15 protein-coding genes are annotated in these 18,652 nt (G+C 35.7%); 11 read left to right on the top strand and 4 right to left on the bottom strand.

Going from position 1 to position 18,652, the window contains the following annotated elements; genetic code table 11:
* The first annotated feature begins 19 nt into the window (after window positions 1-19).
* Window positions 20-976, top strand: a complete 957-nt coding sequence (locus tag GZ212_RS11035) for a hypothetical protein (RefSeq protein ID WP_166960133.1) — start codon at window positions 20-22, stop codon at window positions 974-976.
* Here GZ212_RS11035 and GZ212_RS11030 read toward each other — a convergent pair.
* From GZ212_RS11030 to GZ212_RS11020, 3 genes are read right to left on the bottom strand one after another with little or no spacing between them, the layout of a single operon-like run.
* Entirely contained in the window at window positions 973-1,884 is a 912-nt protein-coding gene (locus tag GZ212_RS11030; protein WP_166960130.1) for a hypothetical protein, read from the bottom strand. The genes GZ212_RS11035 and GZ212_RS11030 overlap by 4 nt on opposite strands.
* 11 nt (window positions 1,885-1,895) lie before the next feature.
* Complete coding sequence (locus tag GZ212_RS11025) at window positions 1,896-3,041, bottom strand: glycosyltransferase (protein WP_166960127.1); 1,146 nt, start codon at window positions 3,039-3,041, stop codon at window positions 1,896-1,898.
* Window positions 3,042-3,926, bottom strand: coding sequence for a polysaccharide pyruvyl transferase family protein (locus GZ212_RS11020; RefSeq protein ID WP_166960124.1), 885 nt, complete (start codon window positions 3,924-3,926; stop codon window positions 3,042-3,044). It abuts the gene before it with no gap.
* 10 nt (window positions 3,927-3,936) lie between these two features.
* On the opposite strand from GZ212_RS11020, the gene GZ212_RS11015 reads away from it, so the two are divergent.
* The 5 genes from GZ212_RS11015 to GZ212_RS10995 are packed head-to-tail and all read left to right on the top strand — an operon-like array spanning window position 3,937 to window position 8,026.
* Window positions 3,937-4,533 (top strand): L-threonylcarbamoyladenylate synthase, encoded by a 597-nt coding sequence (locus tag GZ212_RS11015; RefSeq protein WP_166960121.1) that lies wholly within the window; start codon window positions 3,937-3,939, stop codon window positions 4,531-4,533.
* A gap of 43 nt (window positions 4,534-4,576) precedes the next feature.
* Window positions 4,577-6,010, top strand: coding sequence for a CCA tRNA nucleotidyltransferase (locus GZ212_RS11010; protein ID WP_166960118.1), 1,434 nt, complete (start codon window positions 4,577-4,579; stop codon window positions 6,008-6,010).
* Complete coding sequence (locus GZ212_RS11005) at window positions 6,003-6,461, top strand: GNAT family N-acetyltransferase (RefSeq protein ID WP_206080435.1); 459 nt, start codon at window positions 6,003-6,005, stop codon at window positions 6,459-6,461. The genes GZ212_RS11010 and GZ212_RS11005 overlap by 8 nt, the downstream gene beginning before the upstream one ends.
* Window positions 6,458-7,474: a COX15/CtaA family protein gene (locus GZ212_RS11000; RefSeq protein ID WP_166960115.1), complete on the top strand. Its 1,017-nt coding sequence runs from the start codon at window positions 6,458-6,460 to the stop codon at window positions 7,472-7,474. Before GZ212_RS11005 ends, GZ212_RS11000 begins: the two co-directional genes overlap by 4 nt.
* A gap of 36 nt (window positions 7,475-7,510) precedes the next feature.
* Window positions 7,511-8,026: a plasmid pRiA4b ORF-3 family protein gene (locus GZ212_RS10995; protein ID WP_166960112.1), complete on the top strand. Its 516-nt coding sequence runs from the start codon at window positions 7,511-7,513 to the stop codon at window positions 8,024-8,026.
* Here the strand turns inward: GZ212_RS10995 and GZ212_RS10990 are convergent.
* The gene (locus GZ212_RS10990; RefSeq protein WP_166960110.1) at window positions 8,023-9,084 is read right to left on the bottom strand and encodes a hypothetical protein; all 1,062 of its coding nucleotides are present in this window, start codon (window positions 9,082-9,084) and stop codon (window positions 8,023-8,025) included. The genes GZ212_RS10995 and GZ212_RS10990 overlap by 4 nt on opposite strands.
* A 94-nt stretch (window positions 9,085-9,178) precedes the next feature.
* On the opposite strand from GZ212_RS10990, the gene GZ212_RS10985 reads away from it, so the two are divergent.
* Genes GZ212_RS10985 through GZ212_RS10965 form a run of 5 tightly spaced genes read left to right on the top strand, consistent with a single transcriptional unit; the run spans window position 9,179 to window position 18,580 of the window.
* Window positions 9,179-10,072 (top strand): ABC transporter ATP-binding protein, encoded by an 894-nt coding sequence (locus GZ212_RS10985; RefSeq protein ID WP_053971594.1) that lies wholly within the window; start codon window positions 9,179-9,181, stop codon window positions 10,070-10,072.
* Between the two features lie 29 nt (window positions 10,073-10,101).
* On the top strand, window positions 10,102-10,929 hold the full coding sequence (locus GZ212_RS10980) for an ABC transporter permease (protein WP_053971593.1): 828 nt from the start codon (window positions 10,102-10,104) through the stop codon (window positions 10,927-10,929).
* Window positions 10,930-10,956: 27 nt separating this feature from the next.
* Window positions 10,957-14,259 carry a T9SS type B sorting domain-containing protein gene (locus GZ212_RS10975; RefSeq protein ID WP_166960107.1) on the top strand — a complete coding sequence of 1,101 codons (3,303 nt, stop codon included), beginning with the start codon at window positions 10,957-10,959 and terminating at the stop codon, window positions 14,257-14,259.
* 5 nt (window positions 14,260-14,264) lie between these two features.
* Window positions 14,265-16,712, top strand: coding sequence for a T9SS type B sorting domain-containing protein (locus GZ212_RS10970; protein ID WP_166960104.1), 2,448 nt, complete (start codon window positions 14,265-14,267; stop codon window positions 16,710-16,712).
* A gap of 38 nt (window positions 16,713-16,750) precedes the next feature.
* Window positions 16,751-18,580 (top strand): gliding motility-associated C-terminal domain-containing protein, encoded by a 1,830-nt coding sequence (locus tag GZ212_RS10965; protein ID WP_166960101.1) that lies wholly within the window; start codon window positions 16,751-16,753, stop codon window positions 18,578-18,580.
* The last annotated feature ends 72 nt before the right edge of the window (window positions 18,581-18,652 follow it).

The following is an 18,652-nucleotide window of genomic DNA, read 5'->3' as shown; positions in this document are numbered from 1 at the left end:
TAACTCAAATTCCTGATAAATGCCTCAAAAAATTTGCATCATAAGTTTTGATCATTGGAATTATGATTATCACATCGTCAATTGCCTAAATAACCTTGGGCATGAAGCACATCATATCAAAATTGGAGACTACCAGCACCAAAGCCTTAAAGACAAAATAACGAATGCATTAAGTAAAACTTTCGCCAAAAAAAACCTAAAAAAAATAAGAAGACAGGAGTATATTATCCAAAGATTAAAGGAACTTGGTCAACAAGACCAGATTTTGGTTATCAACCCCGAGATTATTGAGTTGAAATACCATCTCAAGATCAAAGAATTCACAAAAAACTATATGGCCTACCTTTATGATAGTATGTCCAGATATTCCGTTGACCATTTATTAAACGGGGTTTTTGATAAAATTTATTCCTTTGACCTAGAGGATATAGCGAAATACGGTTTCCTTCCAACTTCAAACTATAATTACATTGACAACACCATTCAAACTAATGAGATTTACGATATAGGTTTTGTCGGTTCCTATGACGACCGCTTTGATGAATTAATTTCTCTATTGAAACAATTAAAACCATACAATATTAAGCATAGATGCATTGTGGTTGGAAAAGAAAGAAAACTTTCAAAACTCATTGAATCTTACGGTGATCTTATTGATTTCCAATTTCAACCACTTTCACAAAGTGAGATGCTAGCATTTTATGAACAATGCCATTGCATTATTGATTTGATCAGAAAAAATCAAACAGGCTTAAGTTTTAGGTTTTTTGAAGCTATGGGTTTAAGAAAGAAAATCATTACTAACAACAAATCTGTTAAGGCATATAACTTTTATAAACCAGAAAACATTTTTGTTTTGGAAGATTCAAAAGTACCCTCAAAAGCATTTATATCGACTGATTATGAAAATTTACCAGAAGAAATATATCAAGAATACACTTTAAAATCATGGGTAACAAATATCTTTAGTCTTTAATATCTGTCAAACATTTCTTTCACATAATTTTCAAATTGATCTTGAAAATAGAAATCCCTACCATTGGTTGTCGTCGGAAACATAACGGGAAAATCTGGAAAGGCCTCCAATAATCTTGGCACCTTTAAGCCTTCTGCAATGGCATAAGCCATAGTTTGATTACTGATGTAAAACCTTGAAGCTTTAATTATTTGAGCCATTTCCAAGAAATCCTTAACATCATAAAACTCCAAATTTGGGATACTCTTATGAAGCTCCTCATACTCCTCTATAGTCCCCAAAAAAAGTAAATCGTTATAATTCTTTAAAAATCCATAATCCACGAAACTATTCCTTGCCCTAAAAGTTCTTACGATAACAACCTTATTCTTTACTTGTTCATGTGGCGTTACTTCCAAATAGGGTTCTGCCATATCCGCATGAATACCCGTTACATGAAAATACCATCTAAAAGAATGAAATTGATTTGAGATAGGTAACGCCCTAAACAAATCTAAATCAACATCAATGGATTCCCCTTGGTAAGGTTTTACCGACTTTAAATAAGTTTGAGCCTGCAATAAGGGCTCCAACATATTATATGACCTTTTAGAAATTAAAGTATTTCCAGAAGGGTGTTTGTAATAGGTCTCCTTATACTGTTCATCTAACTTGACATACAAATGGCACTCTTTTGTTTTGGAAAGTTCCTTGATGACAGGTAGGGCATATAGTAAATCTCCCATATGACCGGAATGCACAAAATTCAAGGATGTTTTTGTTGCGATCTGATTATTAATTCTGCTTAACTCATTCATTAAGCTTGGAGAAAATTTATCCCTTACTTTATCCTGTCTGATCTCTTGTTTAATTTCCAAATACTTGTCCCTATCAACAAGCTTATACCATGTCTTTTTAATCTTTTTCATTGATCCCAATCCTATTCAATTTCAAAAATACTATCTAATTTAGAGTAAACCTGCTCTTTGGAGAATTGCTCATCAAAAAAAGAATGAGCTAAACTACTATGCTCCTTATAAAAATCTATATCATTCAGAAGTTTATCTATGAAACCAGAGAACTTTGTTGGAGAGTTTGTCACTAAACAACCGTTCCTTGTTTTATTTATTAAACCATCCACTCCCCTCTCGTTACACACTACTGGCAGTCCATGAGACAAGGCTTCAACGACCTTAATCTTTAATCCGGTTCCACTAAACATAGGACAAATAACAACCCTTGCTTGCGCATAAACCTCTGTCAAATCCTCTACATATCTAATCTTCTTAATTTGGTCACCATCTGGAATGAAATCTCCAACTTTACCTACTACCGTAATTTTCAAATCGTTTGACAACATTGGATAAACATGATCAAAAAACCAACGGGCTCCAATACGATTATGTTCATTATCACTTGCCACATAAAGGATATCAATACTCTTTTCTACGTGAAACTCATGTTTTTGCTGAATATGAGGTACTAAATCTACCTTACTACTCAGAAATTGTTCAAATAAGTACTTTTCCTCAATTGAAATCGCCCAAACCCGATCCATTGCATCCAATAATTGCATCTCAGCGCTAAAAAAACTACCTAATTCAAAAGATTTGTAAGATTTAAATTGTGAGGTTAGCAAATCATGAGTATCCACTATGATTTGGGAATCTTTTAAATAAGGATTATTTAATACTAAAGGAATCCAGCATGAATAGGAAATAAGAACAAAATCATAATTGTTTCCTTTCAGAATATCATTAAATGCTTGTTGTTGTCCTAATTTTCTTCTATCAAAGGCTTTAGGAATTTTAGACATTTTTTTAGGTAGTGATACTTGAAAAAGGTATTTAAGGCCTCCGCTTTTAGTATCAGGTAACAGCCAACAATTGTTTACAAATCCAAGATTTTTCAGACTTTCCAGTTCTGAAAAAGAAATTCCTTCCTTTTGTTCACCTACAAAATCAACTTCAAATTCCCGCTCCCTGAAATATTTCAATAAAGCAAGCGCCCGAGCATTGTTACCTTGATGAAGCTGAAGTGGGTTCTCAGGATAAAAAAAAAGAATTTTCTTGGGATCCTTATTCATCTATGACAGGTATTTTTTAATGAATTCCTGTTTTTTACTTTCCAATTGGCTTACGATTTCCTTAAATCGATCATCAGATGATAACGTAAAAGGTACCAATTCATGGTTTTGGAATTTCTCCAAAATTTTCTTTTGATTTCGTGCCTGGTACCAGGAAGGGACCAACTTATATTTTAATTTCTCTCTCTTTATTTCAGCATCGATATATTGGCTCTCATAAATTCCTACAGAAAACATCCAATCATTCCATTTCCATTCGGCTACCTTATCACCTTCCATTTTATGAGAGTAGAATTTAAATCGTTTCCAAGGAACTCTTAGTGCATCGGCAATAATCGCACCATGCATTGCTTCAGAAATAACATACTTACTTGCAGCAATCTCCTCAATGAACCCTTCTACATCATCACCTGTTGGTAAAATAAGGTTCCAGGAATTAGCCTTACAGATTGCATTCCAATCAACCTTATCCACAGATTGATAATAAGGAACAACACTCACTTCATGCCGCTTTGGCATATTGATATATTTTTCATATTGTTCAAGGAGCGCAATAAAATAAGCTCCGTCTGTAATATAATTATCGGCTTGCCTTTGCAATCTTAAAGAACTAAAAGGCCCTCTCAAGAACATCAAATCCCAAGATTCGTCAAAAACCAAATCCTCATCAATTGATCTCAAACCAGTTCCAAAAACAACCTTCTTCGAAAATTCTGATGCCTTATGAAGATAGTTTGAATCCCTCATTAAAATAGACCCGATGCCCAAAAAAGCAGTATCACTATTTTCATCAAGAAATTGATCTCCAAACACCTTTGGCCAAAGCCATTTATTTAAATCGTCTCCAAAATTTCCTTTATTGGACGTATAATAAATTAGATTCATTTAATTTTGCATGAATTTCAAAGATATAAATAAGTTGAATACTGCATTTCAAAAAGAACTAGTAAATTCTCTGGAAACCCTTAAACAAGGTGGTACCCTTCTCTATCCAACAGATACTGTTTGGGGAATTGGCTGCGACGCTACCAATTTTGACGCCATCAATAAAATTTATGAACTAAAGCGCCGTTCTGAAAGTAAATCTATGATTTGTCTTGTAAGCGACTTTAAGATGTTAAATCAGTATGTTGAGGATGTTCCTGAAGTTGCCTATGACATTTTAAAATATGCCGTAAAACCAACAACTATTATTTATGATAGGCCCATAAGAGTAGCTGAAAATTTGGTAGCTGCAGATGACACACTTGCCATTAGAGTTATACGTGAAGGTTTTGCTCATCAACTCATAAAAAAGTTAAGAAAACCTCTTGTTTCTACTTCTGCAAATATCAGTGGTGAAAGTACTCCAAAATCCTTCAAAGAAATTAATGAGGAGATTTTAAAAGGTGTAGATTATGTGGTAAATTTGCCGAATGTAAAATCTGGAACGAAGCCATCAGCAATAATCAAATTAAGCAATGATGGTAAAGTTCAAGTGATTAGAAAATAACAACCTTTTACAACCAAAGACGAGGTAAAAGTGTTTCATTCTCATGAATTACAAAGAAGCCATACAACACCCCATTTTTCAAATTATTTCTGAATCTGCTCAAACACTAGGAGTAGATAGCTATGTTATTGGAGGGTTTGTTAGGGATTTTCTATTAGGTAGAGACTCCAAAAAAGACATTGATATTGTAGCCGTTGGAAGCGGCATTGCCTTAGCCAAACAGGTTTCAAAAAATTTACCAAACAAACCAAAGGTCCAGGTCTTTAAAACCTACGGAACAGCCATGTTGCGTTTTGAAGATTTGGAAATTGAATTTGTAGGTGCTCGAAAGGAAAGTTATAATGAAGATAGCCGAAATCCGGTAGTTGAAGACGGTACTTTGGAAGATGATCAAAATCGAAGAGACTTCACCATCAATGCCCTGGCTTTAAACCTAGGTAAAAATGCTTTTGGAGAATTGCTGGATCCGTTTAATGGAATCCAGGATTTAGAAGACAAAACAATAAAAACTCCTTTAGATCCAGATATCACCTACAGTGACGATCCTTTGCGAATGATGAGAGCTATTAGATTTGCTACCCAATTGGATTTTTGGATTGAAGAAGAATCTTTAAAGGCGATTGAGAGGAACAACGAGCGCATCAAAATAATCACCAAAGAACGCATAGTTACCGAACTTCATAAAATTTTGGAAAGCCCCAAACCATCAAAAGGTTTTCTTCTTTTGGAAAAAACAGGGCTTTTAGATAAAATATTACCCGAACTAACAGCTTTAAAAGGTATCGACGAAGTTGAAGGCCAACGTCACAAGGATAATTTTTATCATACTTTGGAGGTCGTTGACAATATTTCAGAAAATACAGATGACGTTTGGTTACGTTGGGCTGCTCTTTTACATGATATAGGTAAAGCCCCTACCAAAAAATTCCATAAGAAAATTGGATGGACCTTCCACGGTCATGAATTTGAAGGATCAAAAATGGTCTACAGATTATTCAAAAGACTTAAAATGCCATTGAACGAAAAAATGAAATTCGTTCAAAAAATGGTCATGATGAGTTCGCGTCCTATCGTACTAGCCAATGAAGAAGTAACCGACTCTGCCGTTAGAAGACTCGTCTTTGATGCTGGTGACTTTGTGGATGATTTAATGACACTTTGTGAAGCCGATATTACCACAAAAAACCCAAAGAAATTCAGAAAATACCATAACAACTTCAAAGTTGTACGAGACAAAATTATTGAAGTTGAAGAACGCGATCATGTAAGGAACTTTCAACCGCCTATTAGTGGCGAAGATATTATGAACACCTTCAATATTAAGCCATCCAAAGAAATTGGTATCATTAAGGAAGCGATTAAGGAAGCCATTCTGGAAGGTGACATTCCAAATGAACATGACGCTGCTTTCCAATTGATGCTAGAAGAAGGAAAAAGACTAGGACTTACCATAAATCAAGAAATAAGCAATGATTGACCTACTTAGAACCGATTCCTCTCATCCAGACTTCATTGAATTAGTGAAAGCTTTGGATTTGGATTTGGCTTTAAGAGATGGCGAAGAGCATTCATTTTATGCGCAATTTAACGGTATTGACACCCTACACCATTGTTTAATTTTTTATCAGGGAGGTATGGCTATAGGCTGTGGTGCCTTTAAAAAAATGGATTCTACTTCCGTCGAAATTAAAAGAATGTATGTACTTCCTGATTACAGAGGAAAAGGATTTGCCTCAACCATTTTATTAGGTCTAGAAAATTGGGCCAATGAAATAGGTTTCAAAAAAGCCGTATTGGAGACCGGAAAAAAACAACCTGAAGCCATTCAACTTTACAAGAAAAATGGGTATCAGATTATCGAAAACTATGGTCCCTATCAAGGAATTGAAAATAGTGTTTGTTTTGAAAAACAATTAAATAAATCATGAAGAAAGACAACAAAAAAGTGATTTACTGGCTCTTTACGGGCTGTTTTCTCATATTTATAATGGTTATTGTAGGTGGCATTACCAGATTGACGCACTCGGGATTATCCATTTCAAATTACAAATTGATTTCGGGAGCTATCCCTCCTATCACAGAGCAGGAATGGCATGAAGCTTTTGACCTCTACAAACAATATCCAGAATACCAAAAGCTCAACACCCATTTTTCTTTAGAAGATTTTAAAGACATCTATTTTTGGGAGTGGTTTCATAGATTAATAGGAAGGTTAATAGGTGTTGTCTTCCTAATTCCTTTTATCTATTTCTTAATAACTAAGCAGTTAACTTCAAAAACCATTAAAAAATCAATCATCCTTTTGGGAATGGGAGCGTTCCAAGGGTTCTTAGGTTGGTACATGGTAAAAAGCGGATTGGTTGACCGGCCAGACGTTAGTCATTTTAGGTTGGCAGCTCATTTAACAACCGCTTTTGTAACCTTTGCATATACCTTCTGGGTGGCTTTGGATTTAATTTATCCCAACCGAAAAACTGTAAATCTTTCTTTTAGAAATTTAGTAAGATGGAGCATGGTCATTTTGTTAATTCAAATAATATATGGTGCCTTTGTAGCTGGTTTAGATGCTGGATTTATTCATAACCATTGGCCCATGATGAGCGAGGGTCAATTTATGCATGAAACCGTTTTAATTGAACAATCTCCAGTATGGCTTAATTTCTTTGAAGGAAAAAGTGGCGTTCAATTTGTACACAGAACACTAGCTTATATCGTAGTTCTTATGATTTTGATCATATGGAACCAATCTAAAAAATTGACCTTAACAGATTTACAAAAAAAATCTATCAACTATCTACTTGTTCTGGTAGGACTGCAATTTTTACTGGGCGTTTTCACCATTTTGCTTCAAGTTCCTGTTTGGCTTGGTGTGGCACACCAAGTAGGTGCATTTTTCTTGTTAACGGGCATGACTTTTACACTGCATCGTTTCAGCAAATAAAAGGAAACTACTAACTTTGCATTAATAAAGAAAGCTATGATTTACAGATTTAGAGTCATTTTGGATAACGATACAGAAGACGATATTTTTAGAGATATCGAGATTCGTGAAAATGACACATTAGAAGATTTCCATAATACTATTACTCAATCTTTTGGGTTTGATGGTAGTGAAATGGCCTCGTTTTATGTTAGTAATGATGAGTGGGAACAAGGTGAAGAAATTTCATTGTTCGACATTAGTGATGAAGCCAATGCCCGGTTAATGAATGAAACGACCCTAAACGATGTGGTTCATGAGGCTCAAACCAGGCTTATCTATATTTACGATTTTTTCAGTATGTGGACATTTTTAGTTGAATTAGCTGAAATTGTTGAGGAGGCTGAAGGGACCGATTATCCGAATTTAATGTTTGTCCATGGACAAATTCCAGATGAAGCACCAGAAAGGAGTTTTGAAGCCGATGATTTAGACGATTTTAATGATGAGTTTGATGACGATTACGACATTGATGATTATGAAAGTCTAGATTTTGACGAAAACTGGAATTAAAAAAAGTTTTGCATATTCATGCCTTGGTAATTTCGCTTGACGAAATCCAAGGCATTTTTCATTATCTGCCCCATTCCCTTACTTCTCCTAAATTCGACATCCATCGTGTAATTATATATTTCCTCTTTTAAGATGGCTATGTGCTCAGGGGTTGACAAAGTATCATTTTGCATGCAATCCAAAAGTTCTTCTATTCTTTCATGATAACTGATCATTCTTTTGGCAACGATGGATCGCTCTTCTATTTTATACTGTTCAATGGACTCCTTTTGAATTTTCTCCTTGACCAACTCCACCATTTTAAAGTTTTCCTTGAAAAATTGCGGTCGGTATATTTTTAACTTGCCCTCATAACATTGTTGATCAAAATCAATGGCTCTAATTTTATAGACCACATGGTCAAAATCATGAATGGGAACAATGACATAATTATAAGAACGCATATCACCTAGCAACCTTATCATACAGCGTTCATTGAACTTTACAAATTCCTTGGCTATTTGAGATTTCTCAGCGTGACTACATTCAGGCAACATATGTTTGATAAATTCATCCCCTGGTATTCCAGCAATGTGCTCCTCTATCAAAGTATCTTTATAGACCAAAAAATTCAAATTATAGGGTGATAACATATGCTCCAACTCCAAACCATATACCCTAGATGCATCGGCCTTTTTCACATAGAAATAAGTATAGTTGTCATTTAGTATGTTTCTAACTTTAACTCTAAAAGGTTTAGAGTTACCAAAAGTGCAGTAGTCTATAGAGTCTACATTCAGATATTTAAAGATCGTTTCGTTTCCATCTGAAATTAAGATAGAATAGACTCGTTTTAAACTTAGGTCAATCTCTTCCCTGTCAAATTCATTATAATAAACTCGAATCCACATAGTGTCCTCATCATTTTTATCATAAACCACTATGGATCCTTGAAACCTTAACAGGTCATCATAGAATATGGGCAGGCGTATATTTCTGTTATATTCCTGCAGATAATCATGTAATTTACTACTTACTGGGTAAGTCGGTTTCTTTTTTGATATCTTTAAATCATCCATAGCTTAAATTTAAACTAAATTTAGGTTTTTCAAATAAATTGTAACATTCTGAAGACAAGTTCGTCATATTTTTAACTAAACAATCAAAAACAATTTGGAACCAATACTCACCATCAATCATCTTACCAAGAAATTTGGCTACCTCACTGCTGTTAAGGATTTATCATTTACTATAAATAAAGGAAATGTTTATGGTATTTTAGGTCCTAACGGAAGTGGTAAATCAACTACTTTAGGCATTGTTTTAAATGTTGTTAACAAAACCACTGGCGAATTTCAATGGTTTAATGGCAATTTGTCAACACATGAAGCTTTGAAAAAAGTAGGCGCCATTATTGAAAGACCTAACTTTTATCCTTATATGACAGCTTACGAAAATTTAAAGCTGGTTTGTAAAATAAAAGAAGTGGATTACAGCAAAATTCAAGAAAAATTGGAGCTTGTAGATTTATGGGATAGAAAGGACCATAAATTCAGAACTTATTCTCTGGGGATGAAACAAAGGCTAGCTATCGCCTCTGCACTTTTAAATGATCCTGAAATTTTGATTTTGGACGAACCCACCAATGGTTTAGATCCACAAGGAATTCATAAGATTAGATCCCTAATTAAAAAGATTGCGTCAGACGGCACGACTATTTTGCTTGCATCCCACCTATTAGATGAAGTTGAAAAAGTATGTTCTCATGTGGTTGTTTTAAGAAAAGGCGAAAAACTTTATTCAGGCCCTGTAGACGAAATGATCAGTAGTCATGGCTATTTGGAACTTCGATCAAACGATACAGATAAATTGATTCAGTTCTTAGAAGAGAAAAAAATGTTTGGAAAGATCAAAATTGAAGAAGGGTTGATAGTGGCCTTCCTAGACCAACCAATGGAGGCCCAAGACATTAATAAATTGATGTTTGAAAATGGCATTACACTTTCCCATTTGGTTAAACGAAAAGAAAGCCTAGAAGAACAATTCCTTCAACTAACCGACAATTAATTCCAACCCATCTAAAACTATCAGATCATATGTTACGTCTAATTAATTTAGAATTACAAAAATTGCTTCTTAACAGAACGAGTAAAATCTTGATATTTATATCATTCATTTTGCCATTTACTGTTTTGATACTATCCTCCATCAAAATTAATTTCTTTGGCTTTTTCACGTTGGAATTGGGAGAGTTGGGAATTTTCAATTTCCCAATAATTTGGCACATAACAACTTTCTTTGCTTCTTATTTTAAACTGTTCTTTGCCATCGTTGTGGTAAGCATGATAAGTAATGAATATAGCAATAAAACCTTGAAACAAAACCTTATTGACGGTTTGAGCAAGAAAGAATTCATACTATCAAAATTTTATACCATTGTATTCTTTTCTCTGGTCGCAACCTTATTAATTGGACTAGCGACATTCTTTATTGGCCTCTATTATTCAAGTTATACTGAAGCCTCAATCATCTTTAGAGAAATGGACTTTTTATTGGCCTATTTTATGAAACTGACTGGCTTCTTCAGTCTATGTCTTCTTTTAGGCATGCTTTTAAGAAAATCTGCGTTTGCACTAGGGTTCCTATTTATCCTTTATATTGTAGAATGGTTGATCTATTGGGGAGTTTATGAAATCACCGAAAGCACCAATGCAGCCTGGCAAGTATGGAATAGATTGCCTTTAGGCTCTATGTATAAATTGATAGACCAACCTTTTCAAAGAATCATCATGACCAAGTATCCTGACAAGATAGACCTTACCTATGATTACGCAGTCCATTGGCATGAAATATTGACCGTAATGGCTTGGACGGGTATATTTGTATTTTTATCTTTTAGATTATTAAAAAAGCGAGATTTATAATATATTTGGTAGCTATTGCTATCAAAAATGAGATCGATTACCCTCGGCATATTCATACTCCTTTTTTTCAGTAAAATCCATGCCCAACAAGAAGCTTCTAATTGGTATTTTGGTCAAAATGCTGGAATAACATTTAATGATGATGGAACTGTTACATCTGTAAATGATGGGCAACTGACCACTTTGGAGGGTTGTGCTTCGATTTCAGATAATGATGGGAATCTTTTGTTGTATACCGATGGAACACTTGTTTACAATAAGCTACATACCCTTATGCCAAATGGCTTTGGCCTTTTAGGGGATTCTTCTAGTAGTCAGTCGGCCATTATTGTCCCCAAACCTGATGACCCTAACATTTATTATATATTTACGGTAGGAAGTAATCAATCCTTGACTGGGTTGAAATATTCAATTGTAGATATGACATTGGATGGCGGGAACGGTGATGTCGTTCAAAAGAATATCAATCTGCTTAACCAATGTTCAGAAAAAATTTCTGCAGTTTTACAAAGCTGTGAAACAGGTAAGGTTTGGGTTGTTACCTTATCCAATCCAACGGGTAATTCAGCAAGCTCAATGAATACATTTCATGTATTTGGTGTAGATGAAAATGGGGTTTCTTCGACGGCCATTACTTCAAGTTTTGGAAATTTGAACGTTAATGATTTGAGAGGATATTTAAAGTTCTCACCCGATGGCACTAAAATGGCTGCTGCCAATGGACAAGATGGACTCTATATTTTTGATTTTGATAAAGCAACTGGGGTGGTATCAAATTCTCTTAAACTACTCATTAACGGGAACAACAATACGCCTTATGGGATTGAATTTTCTCCTAGTAGCGAACTTCTTTATGCTTCTTCTTCAAATGATCTATTTGGCGAAGGTGATCAGAATCCCAACAACCATCACTCTAAACTTGTCCAATTTGATTTAACAGCAACAAACATTAACAATTCTCAAGTACTTCTTGACCAACAAAATTTATATAGAAGTGCCTTACAGTTAGGTCCTAATGGAAAAATATATAGGACCATGAGTGCCACTTATGAATTAGGTCTTCCTTTTTTAAGTGTTATAAATGACCCCAATATTGCGGGCATAAATTGCGATTACGAAAACAATGCTATAAATCTCGAGAGCAATTTGGCAACCCAAGGTCTACCGCCTTTTATAACATCCTTTTTCACTGAAAAGGTCGACATTATAGGAAATCAAGAAGTAACATCCACCTACCTTCCATTATGTGAAGGCTCCTCTTTTACACTTACGGCTCCACAACTAGATAATGCTATCTATACATGGAGGTTTAACGGCGACATCATTCCAGAAACTAGTTATAATCTTGTTATTAATCAGGCAGGATTCTATAATGTTATAATTGAATTTATTGATGGAGACTGTGATTATTTGGAAGGAGAGGCCTTAATTGAATACTTCCCTAATCCTATTTCCCATGAAGTAGAAGATATTTTAGAGTGCGACGATAACAATGATGGTATTATACAATTTGATTTTTCCACTTTGGGAGATCAAGCTCTAAACGGACAAGATCCAGAGGTATACAGCGTTCACTTTTATCCATCTTCAGAAGACGCACAAAATAAAGAAAATGAAATAGACTCCCCTTTTATCAATTCAACCAATCCGCAAGAAATATTTGTTAGGGTTGATTTAACCGGAAGCCCTAATTGCTATGATCTGTCCTCATTTTTTATCACTGTTTTTGACACCCCCATCATCCCCGAGCTACAAAATATCGTTTTCTGTGATGAAGGATTGAACGATGGAAACCAAACTAATGGACAGGCTGAAATAGATTTATCCTCTCTTATTGATTTAATATATAATGGACAAGATCCCAATTTGTTTTCTATAACATTCTATGAATCTGAAAACGATGCCATTAATAATGAAAATAGCCTTCCATTAAACTATTATAATAGCACACCTTTTTTACAGGATATTTATGTAAAAATGAAAAATGTTAACAATGAGGATTGCTTTGATATTGACTTTTTTACAGTGCAAATAAATCCAACACCCGAAGCCTTTGATACTACTCTATTGCAGTGTGACCAAGACTTTAGCCCTGACGGAATTACCCTGTTCAATTTGAATGAAGCTAACAGCCTAGTTTCAAACACGCCTGACCAAGTTTCCATTGCCTATTTTGAATCTTTTGAGGAGGCTCAAGACAATCTGCAACCTTTGGATTACAACTATCTGAATACAACTAACCCTCAAACCATTTTTGCCAGGGTATTTGACCCCTCAACAGGATGTTACAGCGTTTCTCAGGTAAGTCTTGAAGTTAGCACCACCCAAATTTCAGACTATGAAGTCCCCGGTGTTTGTGATGAGCCCAACTCTGAAGACGGTATCAATACGTTTGATTTAAACGAGGTGGCATTACAAATACAGAATAACAACAACATCAGTTTCCCTATTTCTTTCTACAGCTCATATGATGATGCCCTATTAGAAGAAAATGCCCTTGAAGCCTCATACACCAATTCAATTCCCTACTTTCAGGTTATTTATGCACGCGCAGAAAACAATAATGCATGCTACGGGATTGCCGAAGTGACCTTACGGGTGCACGAACTTCCTAACCTGCAAAGTGACGTTGAGGTTTTCTATTGCCTGAATGATTCACCGGAGTCCATTACACTGAATGCCGGCATTTTTGATGGAAGCACCAATAACTCCTTTGAATGGTCTACTGGGGAAACAACACCAGATATCGAGGTAAACACCGTGGGAGCCTACACGGTTACAGCTACCAATGTTTGGGGTTGCAGCAAGAGCAGGACCATAGTTGTATCGCCCTCCAATATAGCAACTATCGAAGCCATACATGTTACTGATGCTTCAGAAAACAATACCATTTCAATTGTTGTTTCAGGAGAGGGTACATATGAATTTGCTCTTTTCAATCAGAATGGGCTATTTGCCGATTTCCAACCACAAACGACATTTCAAAACGTTCCTCCGGGTATTTACACAGTCGCCGTAAGGGATGTGAAAAATGATTGCGGGGTGGTTGAAAATATGGTCTCGGTCATTGGCTTCCCAAAATATTTTACACCAAACAATGATGGTCAAAATGATTTTTGGCAGATTATTGGGATTACTCAATTTACCCAACCAAATACCGAAATACTCATTTTCAACAGATACGGAAAACTAATTACAAAAATTGATCCTCTGGGAATGGGATGGGATGGCACTCTGAACGGAAAACCTCTACCAACAGATGACTACTGGTTCTTTATTACCCTACAGGATGGACGTATTTTTAAAAGCCACTTTACTCTTAAAAGATAATTTCTTTGAAAAAACTAACATTGATAGCAATTTGTATGCTATTGCTCCCGATCACCAACTTATTTTCTCAAGCTCCTACCGACTGTACCAATGCCATAGTAGTTTGTGGTAATTCAGAATTAAACTTGGATGTCTCAGGCATCGGAATACAGGAACTTTCTGGTTTAAATAGTTGTTCTAGCCAGGAAAACAATAGTGTTTGGTTAAAAGTAACTCCGATTACTTCGGGAACCCTTGGTTTTAATCTGACGCCTCAAAGTTTTTCAATCCAAGAAGACTATGATTTTTTTGTTTTTGGACCAAATGCTGATTGTGGCAACCTACCTCAAGCTATTAGATGCTCAACTACCAACCCACAAGCTGCTGGCCAAAATAATAACTTAACCGGTATGAATGGTACAGAAACAGATACTTCTGAAGGTCCAGGCCCCAATGGCAACAGTTTTGTAAGATGGTTAGATGTTGAGGCCGGAGATTCTTATTTCATTGTTATAGACAGGCCCATTGGCAATAGCCCGTTCACATTGGAATGGACCGGAACTGCTCAATTTTCAAGCCCACCAACAAATGAAACTGGTTCTTTTGAAGCTTTAAACTTGGAAAACTGTGATACTTTGGCTCCATTTGATGATGAAGTTACTGAGTTCAATTTAGATTCAAACACTCCAGGAATTATTGGTAGTCAAACTAATGTAAGCGTCTCCTACTATGAATCAGAAAGTGATGCCAACATTGATGAAAATGCCATTTCTGGAATCTACCATAACACTTCCAACCCTCAGGAGGTCTTTGCAAGAATGGAAAATACTCTCACAGGTTGCTTTGAAGTCATTCCATTTGTATTAACCGTAACTTCTGGTCCTAGTTTTGTCACCCCAACAGATCTCTCGTCTTGTGATGATTTTTCTGACGGAGATAATCTAAATGGATATACAAGCTTTGATCTTACCGCTACGATAGAAGAAATACAAGGCAATAGTGAAAATGATTCCTTAAATATTTCATTTCATGAGTCATTAGACCATGCTCAAAACAATACCAATCCATTGCCAAACGATTTTACAAATACATCTCCCAATGACCAAATCATTTATGTTAGAATAGAAGATTCACAATTCCCCGATTGTTTTAGTACTACCACCCTTAACTTAACTGTATTGCCAGCTCCAGAAGCCTTTGAAGGGACTCTTTTGCAGTGTGACCAAGACTTTAGCCCTGACGGAATTACCCTGTTCAATTTGAATGAAGCTAACAGCCTAGTTTCAAACACGCCTGACCAAGTTTCCATTGCCTATTTTGAATCTTTTGAGGAGGCTCAAGACAATCTGCAACCTTTGGATTACAACTATCTGAATACAACTAACCCTCAAACCATTTTTGCCAGGGTATTTGACCCCTCAACAGGATGTTACAGCGTTTCTCAGGTAAGTCTTGAAGTTAGCACCACCCAAATTTCAGACTATGAAGTCCCCGGTGTTTGTGATGAGCCCAACTCTGAAGACGGTATCAATACGTTTGATTTAAACGAGGTGGCATTACAAATACAGAATAACAACAACATCAGTTTCCCTATTTCTTTCTACAGCTCATATGATGATGCCCTATTAGAAGAAAATGCCCTTGAAGCCTCATACACCAATTCAATTCCCTACTTTCAGGTTATTTATGCACGCGCAGAAAACAATAATGCATGCTACGGGATTGCCGAAGTGACCTTACGGGTGCACGAACTTCCTAACCTGCAAAGTGACGTTGAGGTTTTCTATTGCCTGAATGATTCACCGGAGTCCATTACACTGAATGCCGGCATTTTTGATGGAAGCACCAATAACTCCTTTGAATGGTCTACTGGGGAAACAACACCAGATATCGAGGTAAACACCGTGGGAGCCTACACGGTTACAGCTACCAATGTTTGGGGTTGCAGCAAGAGCAGGACCATAGTTGTATCGCCCTCCAATATAGCAACTATCGAAGCCATACATGTTACTGATGCTTCAGAAAACAATACCATTTCAATTGTTGTTTCAGGAGAGGGTACATATGAATTTGCTCTTTTCAATCAGAATGGGCTATTTGCCGATTTCCAACCACAAACGACATTTCAAAACGTTCCTCCGGGTATTTACACAGTCGCCGTAAGGGATGTGAAAAATGATTGCGGGGTGGTTGAAAATATGGTCTCGGTCATTGGCTTCCCAAAATATTTTACACCAAACAATGATGGTCAAAATGATTTTTGGCAGATTATTGGGATTACTCAATTTACCCAACCAAATACCGAAATACTCATTTTCAACAGATACGGAAAACTAATTACAAAAATTGATCCTCTGGGAATGGGATGGGATGGTACCCTGAACGGGGAACCTCTACCAACAGATGATTACTGGTTCTTTATTACTCTACAGGATGGACGTATTTTTAAAAGCCACTTTACTCTTAAAAGATAAATGAAAAATCTTTAGTACATTTATTTGAAACTTTTCTCATGAAATTTCCGTGGCTTAAAACAATAAGCTTCTTCCTTTTAACAAACTTGATTTACTGTCAGGAAATTTCCCTTTTCCAACAATTCAATGGTCATTATGATTATTTGGCAATTGGAAACACATTAAACGAAGCTGAAAACAATGGGAATTCCTTTTGCGAAATACTACCACAGTCAAGCGCTAATTTAAACTTAGATGATAACTCTAATATAGTAGCTGCTTATTTATATTGGGCGGGATCTGGATCTGGGGATTTGGATATCACCTTGAATGATACAGATTTTACTGCTACAGAAACATATACCGTGGATTATGAAGATGCTATCAATGGTACCTTGACCTATTTTTCTTGTTTTGCAGATATAACGGAATTTATACTTGAGAACGGAAATATAGATTACACATTATCCAATTTAGATCTTTCTGAAGTGCTAGAATCTAATCCTGGGTATTGTGCTAATAGAACCAATTTTGCAGGATGGTCCATATATGTAGTATTTGAAGATGAAACACTTCCTTTAAACCAAATAAATCTTTTTCAAGGTTTGGAAATTATAAATAGGAATGTGCAAGAAAAAACTATTTATCTCGAAGATGTTAACATTTTAGACAACGAAGGAGCTAAAATTGGTTTCTTGGCTTGGGAAGGAGACACCGCACTTAATTACGGAGAATCACTTTTCTTAAATGGAAACCTCTTGTCCAATCCTCCATTAAATCCAAGTAATAATGCTTTTAATGGCACTAATTCGTTCAACAATTCTTCCGAACTTTATAATTGTGATATCGATTTTTATAACATTCAAAATTATATCAATATCGGGGATACTACCGTAGAAATAACACTTACGACCGGTGATTACAATGAAAATGGCAACTTTGCTGCAGACCTCATCATTTTGAATAACATTATTACTGTTTTAAATAGTCAACTTCCGGATGCCACAACAGATATAACAGAGGCTCAAGTTCTTTGCGGCAACCAGCAGATAGCCCTGAACTTCTATATAAATAATTTCAACGCCACCGATTATTTGCCCGCAAACACTCAGGTATCTATTTATGCTGACAACACCCTTTTAGATACGGTGTATACATATGATGACATTGAAATTGGTGAATCAGAATATTTTGAGTTAGTGATTGATTTGCCCTCAAACTTCGAAAATTATATTACCATCACTGTGATGGCCGATGATATTGGCGATGGTACCGGAATAGTTACAGAACTCAACGAAACCAATAATTTCGATTTGGTTGGTCTAGAAATTTCACCTTTTGAAATTCTTGAACTAGACCCCATGAAGGGATGTGATTTAGGTTTTAATAAAGCCTTTTTCAATTTAGTAGCGCATATTCAAGACCTCCCTAATTATTCAGAATCTGAATTTTTTACATCATTAGATGACCTGTTTTTAGGTGATTTTGAGATTATTGACCCGGAAAATTATCAAAACAGCTTAGATCCAGAACCTATTTTTGTTAAAATCCCAAGCGACTCTTGCTTCAATATTTACACCTTCGATTTAACAACTGAAAACTGCCCACCATATATTCCAGAAGTCTTCACACCTAATGGGGATGGGTATAATGACTGGTTCAACATCCAAGGTCTCTACAACATCTTTGAAAATCATAACCTACTGATTTACAATAGATATGGCACCTTGATTTTTGAAGGCAATAACCACACCAAGTGGTTTGGAGAGGCAAACAAAGGCCTCAATAACCTTCATAAACCGCTTCCAACAGGCACCTATTTTTATATTTTAAACCTTAATGATCCGGCCTATGACATCCTAACAGGTTGGGTTTACTTGACTAGATAATCGTATAAAAAAATGCATTTCGTCGTATTTTTTTGCATTTAATCTATTTTTATCTATATTTGTACCTGATTA

Source organism: Mangrovimonas sp. CR14 (genome assembly GCF_011764015.1).
GTDB classification, from domain to species: Bacteria; Bacteroidota; Bacteroidia; order Flavobacteriales; family Flavobacteriaceae; genus Mangrovimonas; species Mangrovimonas futianensis.
Note: the sequence above shows the minus strand (reverse complement) of the source record. Positions and strands in the feature narration are given on the sequence as shown.